Origin of the sequence: Caballeronia sp. GAFFF1, from assembly GCF_023630705.1 — a bacterium.
In the GTDB taxonomy this organism is placed as follows: Bacteria; Pseudomonadota; Gammaproteobacteria; order Burkholderiales; family Burkholderiaceae; genus Caballeronia.
The window spans coordinates 104,818-110,939 of sequence record NZ_JALQEM010000016.1; the positions used below are offsets into that span (position 1 = coordinate 104,818).

Here is a 6,122-nt window from a genome sequence, read left to right on the forward strand (position 1 = left end):
TCAGTGAAAGTCGCGGCTCGACGCGGCAAGGCGCCCGAGCAGCGCCGTATGGTCTTCGAGCCGTTGCGCGACCAGATGCCGCACGTCGCCCTCGTTCTGCCACACGCCATGCACGCCGAGGAGCGACGCGCCGAGCAACACCTTGCGCTGCTTCTCGACAAGCCCCGGCCAGACGATCACGTTAATCGCGCCGGTTTCGTCCTCGATCGAGACGAAGATCGTGCCGTTCGCCGTGCCCGGCCGTTGCCGCACCGTCACGAGGCCGCACGCCCGCACGACGCGCCCGGTCTTGAGATCCGCGAGATCAGCGGCCGTGCGGAAACGCAGTCGCGCCAGCCGCGCGCGCAACAGTGCGAGCGGATGACGATTGAGCGTGAGCCCGAGACTCGCGTAGTCATCGACGATTTCGCGGCCCTCCGATGCCTGCGGCAACGCGAGCGGCGCCTCGGGCATCGGCGCGTCGCGCAGCAATTCCGGCGCGCGCTGCTGCGCGGTCACCGCCCACCACGCCTGACGCCGGTGCCCCGCGATGCTCGCGAGCGCGTTGCCCGCTGCGAGCGCCTCCAGTTCCCGGCGGGACAAGGCGGCGCGGCGCGTGAGATCGTCGACATCGGCAAAAGGCGCCTCGGCCCGCGCGATCATGATCCGCTCGGCCGCGGCTTGCGGCAGACCTTTGATGAGTTGCAGGCCGATGCGCACGCCCGGCCCGCCCGCGCCGTATCGCTGCGCCGGCAGCCGGACACGCGCGGCGAGCTTGCGCGCGCCGCGCCGCATGGTCTTGCGAAAAATCTGATGCGGCAACGGCGCGCCGTAAAACTGCTGACGCCGCTGCTCCTTGCCGGCATCGAAGTCAACGCGCTCGCCTTGGCTCGGCGACAATTCGAGCACCGATTCCCAGTCGCTCAGCGAAACATCCGGCGCGAACACGTCCACGCCGTGCCGCCGCGCGTCCTGCACGAGTTGCGAGGGCGAATAAAAGCCGAGCGGCTGACTATTCAGGAGGCCGGCCAGAAACGCGGCGGGCTCGTAACGCTTGATCCACGCGCTGAAATAGACGAGCAGCGCGAAACTTGCCGAATGGCTTTCCGGGAACCCGTATTCGCCGAAGCCCTCGATCTGCTTGCACACGCGCGCCGCGAACTCGTGCTCATAGCCGCGCGCGAGCATCTTCTTCATGAGATCGGCCTGATACTCTTCCAGATGGCTGCCGCGTCGCCAGGCGGCCATCGCGCGGCGCAGCTGGTCGGCCTGCTCGGCTGTATAGCCCGCCGCGACCATCGCGAGCTTCATCACCTGTTCCTGAAAAATCGGCACGCCGAGCGTACGGCCGAGCACGGGCCGCAGTTCTTCCTTCGGATAATCCTCTTCCTCCAGACCCTGCTTGCGCCGCAGATACGGATGCACCATGCCGCCCTGAATCGGGCCGGGACGCACGATCGCCACTTCGATCACGAGGTCGTAATACTTTTGCGGCCGCAAGCGCGGCAACATGCTCTGCTGCGCCCGCGACTCGATCTGAAACACGCCGATGGTGTCCGCGCGGCAACACATCTCGTAGACGGCTTGGTCCTCGCGGCGAATGTGCGACAGGCCGAATTGCGGGATGCCCCGCCGCAGCGCGACGAATTCGAGCGCGCGGCGGATGGCCGACAACATGCCGAGCGCGAGCACGTCCACTTTCAGGAGCTTGAGCTGGTCGATGTCGTCCTTGTCCCACTGGATCACGCAGCGGTCTTTCATCGCGGCGTTTTCGATCGGCACGAGCCGCGACAGCCGTTCCCGCGCGATCACGAAGCCGCCGACGTGCTGCGACAAGTGGCGCGGAAAGCCGCGTAGTTCGCGCGTCAGGCGAATGAGATGCCGCGTGATGTGCGAGTCCTCGTTAAAGCCCGCTTCCCGCAGATAGCTGGCCACCGCCGACGGCCCGTCCCACCACTGCTGCGCCTTGCCGATCCGCTCGATCAGCGAGGCATCCAGTCCGAGCGCGCGGCCTACATCCTTCAGCGCGCTGCGCGTGTGATACGTCGTGACCGACGCCGCCAGCGACGCGCGATGCCGCCCGTATTTCCGGTAAATGTACTGAATGACTTCCTCGCGCCGCTGGTGCTCGAAATCGACGTCGATATCGGGCGGCTCGTTGCGTGCGTGTGAAATGAATCGCTCGATCAGCAAGCCCATTCTGACCGGATCGAGTTCGGTGATGAAAAGGCAGAAGCAGATGATCGAATTCGCCGCCGAGCCGCGTCCCTGACACAGAATGCCCTTGCTGCGCGCGAAGGCGACGATGTCATAGACCGTCAGGAAGTATTTCTCGTAGCCCAGCGTGGCGACGAGCGCCAGTTCCTTGTCGATGAGACCGATGGTGTCGGCATCGAACCCGTTAGGCCAGCGCACTTTCGCGCCCGCCATCACGCGTTTGCGCAGATAGCTCGCGGGTGTTTCGCCCGGCGGCACGAGTTCCTCGGGATACTCGTACTGAAGCTCGTCGAGACGGAACGTGCAGCGGGCAGCCACTTTCAGCGTTTCCGCGATCGCCGCCTTCGGATACAGCGCGCCGATACGCAGGCGCGTGCGCAAATGCCGCTCCGCGTTTGCTTCGAGCGCATAGCCGCATTCGGCAAGCGGACGGCCGAGGCGAACGGCAGTCAGCGTGTCCTGCAAAGGCTTGCGCGAGCGCGCGTGCATCAGCGCGCCGCTTGCCGCGACGAGCGGCAGGCCGCTCGCCTCCGAAATGACGCGGCACGAGGCGAGGCGCTCGTCGTCGCTGCCGTCCTGCCAGAGTTCCAGCGCAAGCCACGCGCGGCCCGCCGCGAAGCTGGCGAGCCAGTGGGCGCGTTCGAGCGTGTCGGCGAGCGTGGCCGCGCGTTGCGGCACGAGAATCAGCAGGCAGTCGGGCAAATGCTTCAGATGCGCGATATCGCCGCGCAGATCGGCGGCATCCGTGGCATTGGACGACTCGGCTGGATCAGTGAAATCTTCGGGCCCCAGCCGATACTGGCCCTTCGGCGAACGCGAGCGCGCAAGCGAAATCAGCTCGGACAGATTGCCGTAGCCTTCGCGGTTCGTCGCCAGCGCAATGAGCGTGCAGAACGGCTGGCCGTCGGCATCGGTCAGATTCAATTCGCTGCCGATGATTAGCTTGAGTGTCGATTGGTCGGGCAACGGCTGGCCGGCGAGCCGCGCGGCTTCGACCGCGGCTTTGACCTTGGCCTCGATGTCTTTGATCGCCGCGTGCGCGCGCACGACGCCCGCGAGCGAGCATTCGTCCGTGATTGCGAGCGCGGTATAGCCGTGCTCGAGCGCCGCGGCGGCCAGTTCCTGCGGATGCGACGCGCCGCGCAGAAACGAGAAATTGCTGATGCAATGCAGCTCGGCGTATCCGGGCAGGAGCGTGGAGGCGGACACGGCGCCGGAAAAATCTCCGCCGTCGTCGGCCAGGCCGATGATGTCGTTGGGATCGTCCATCGGCGTCATCCAAAGAATCCGTGCAGGAACCACGCGCCGCTCAGACGCTCGCGATACAGCCAGAACATGCGGCCGCGATCGTCGGAGGCGACGTAGTAATCGCGCTGAACGCCGTTGCCGTCCCACCAGCCCGCTTCGATGCGCTCCGTCCGGCTGATGAGCTTCAGCGGACGGCGATAGAACGGCCGCTCGTTGCGCAGCTGCAGCTTTTGCGGCGTTTCGAGGATCCACGAGGGGCGCGGCTGCGAAGGCACGGCGCGATCGGGAAGTTGCAGCGGCTCGTCGGTTTCGGTCTCTGGCTCGTCTTCCTGCGCTTCTTCGGATGCTTCGTCGGATGCTTCGTCGGGCGCGTTTTCGACATGCGCGAGCTTCGGCTTCTTTGTGCGCTTCGGCTTGCTATCGCGCACTGCCTGATAAGGCTCGACCGTCATCGCCGCCTCGGGCCGATGATCCTCGCGCGCAACCAGCTGCACCACGTTCTCCGCGCCCAGGCGCGCGCTCAGACGTTCGAGCAATTGCGCCATCGATTCGTTATCGGAAGTGGGCATCGGAAACAGCGTGTCAGACGGCGGCGCGTGCTCGCTGACTTTGTCGGCGAACAGCTTCATTTCGATGACTGGAGCGACGAGCGTGGTCTGATTCAGCTTTTCGCGCAGCAGCCAGAGGACGTGATCGGCGTCGCGTGTCGGCACGGCCCACGCAACCTTGAGCGTCGATGTTTTCGGCGCGTGGCGCGCGGCCAGTTCGTGCTCCAGCAGCAGCGAAAACTCGCTCACCGCGGCGTGATGCGCGCTCAGCCAGCCGGCGAGCTGCAGCACGAGCCGGCGCGCTGCGAACAGCAGCGCCTCGGCGTTTTCCACGCGTGCTTGCAATTCCAGCCGCGCCTCGAACGATGCCGGCGCAGAGAACGCCTCGCGCGGATCGGGCGCCTGCCCGTAAGCCTGCGCGAGCCATTGCAGAATGCCCTGCCCGAACCGCCGCGCGACGCCCTTGCGCGGCAGGCGGCGCAAATCGGCGAGCGTCGAACAGCCGATCTGTTCGAACACGTTCCCATGCGATTCCGCCGACGGAACGAGCGACACCGGCAACGCGTCGAGCACGCGCACGAGCGTCGTCTCCTTCACGATACGCACGCGACGCGTCACGCGGCGAGTGCGCGCATGCGCGAGCAGCCAGGCGCCCCACGCGGTCGGCGCGCAGCCCATTCTGCGACGTGAAGCCGCATCCCTTCACCGTCGACGACACTCTGGCGATCAGCGCCCGCAGCCCGCCGAAAAGCCGCGTGCTCGCACCGACTTCCAGCAGCACCGTATTCGCATGCGCGAGCACGACTTTCGGCGTGAACGCGAGCAACGCCAGCGCGACCGCTTCGAGCGCGCGCTGCTCCGCGTTGACATCGACCGCGAGCAGCGTCAGCCGCGGCGCCAGCGCAAACGCGTGAGAGCGCGTGCTGCCGGGCCTCACTCCCAGCCGAAACGCGATGAGGTCGGGCAGCAGAATGCGCGCGTGATCGGCAAGCGCGAAACAGGGCTGATCGATGTCCTGCGCGACTGGCGTGTCGGCGCGGTCATTCGGCGTCGGCCTCGCTCCAGGCGAAATCGAACCGGCCGATGCGCATGGCATCGATGGCGGCTTGACTGCTTCGAGCGATAAAAGCGGCAATGTCACCGCTATCCACAACATGTTTGACCTCTCGTGCTTTCCTTTGCTGGCTGGCACGCCGCAGATGCTCGGGCAACGCGGGCAACTGCAGCGGCAAGCGCAAATGCAACGGCTTCTCCAGCAACGGACCGCGTCGCTTGATGATGCTGATCTCGAGCATGACGACCTGCATCCATTCGCGACGGTTCATCGTCGGTGCGGCTGCGGGCAGCATCGGCTTGCAGACCATTCGCAGCGGCGCCGCCGATGACTGCTTGGCGGCATTCAATGGACGAAACAGGAACGCCAGCGATTGCGACTCCTGCGCTGCGACCTGCAATCGCCGCAAGGCTTCGGGGCGCGCTTTGGGGAGCCAGATCAACACAGCGCCGATGCCCTCCTGCTTGAGCGACTGTTCCGCGGCCCACAGCACCTGATCGTCGGGCGCTTTGACCCAGACGAGCTTATTCGGCGCGATGTTCATCGCCCGAAACGCGGCGTGATTGGGCATCCAGGGTGGCGCGATGAAGACGACGGAGTGGCTCTGAACCGTCGTCAAGTCCCGCAACGTGCGCGCGAGCAGCCGGATCTCACCGACGCCGCTTTCTTCGATCAGCACTTCGGTCACGGTGCCCGGCTGCCAGCCTGCGCCTGGCAACGCCAGATCCAGCATTCGATAGCCGCTCGGAACGACGCCTGAATGCGAGGTGGTGAACTGCTCGCCTTGCCATAGCTGCTGCTGCAGGCGCGACGTCAGTCCGATGTCCAGTAATGAAAGTGCGGCACCCATGGGTTCCCGTCTGCCGTATGCAGAGTCCGCTCATGCGTGAACGCGATGCGGCTCCGGTTAGTACTGTACATTTATACAGTATTTCGGAGCGTACTGGGGAATGAGCGGAGATTCGAGGAGGTGAGACGGGGAGCGGGTTCGTGAGCCCCAAACGCAAAAACCCCACCTTTGTGGGGTGGGGTTTTTGTTTAGGGCAAGGGGAGCCTGACGATTACCTACTTTCACA

General features: G+C 65.4%; 2 protein-coding genes and 1 pseudogene. All 3 read right to left on the minus strand.

Annotated elements, in window-relative coordinates:
- Window positions 1-3,465, minus strand: a complete 3,465-nt coding sequence (locus NCR37_RS08015) for an error-prone DNA polymerase (protein ID WP_250472524.1) — start codon at window positions 3,463-3,465, stop codon at window positions 1-3.
- 5 nt (window positions 3,466-3,470) lie between these two features.
- A pseudogene (locus NCR37_RS08020) lies at window positions 3,471-5,148 on the minus strand (Y-family DNA polymerase).
- Window positions 5,033-5,896, minus strand: coding sequence for a translesion DNA synthesis-associated protein ImuA (gene imuA / locus NCR37_RS08025; RefSeq protein ID WP_250472525.1), 864 nt, complete (start codon window positions 5,894-5,896; stop codon window positions 5,033-5,035). Before imuA ends, NCR37_RS08020 begins: the two are co-directional and overlap by 116 nt.
- Between the last annotated feature and the right edge of the window lie 226 nt (window positions 5,897-6,122).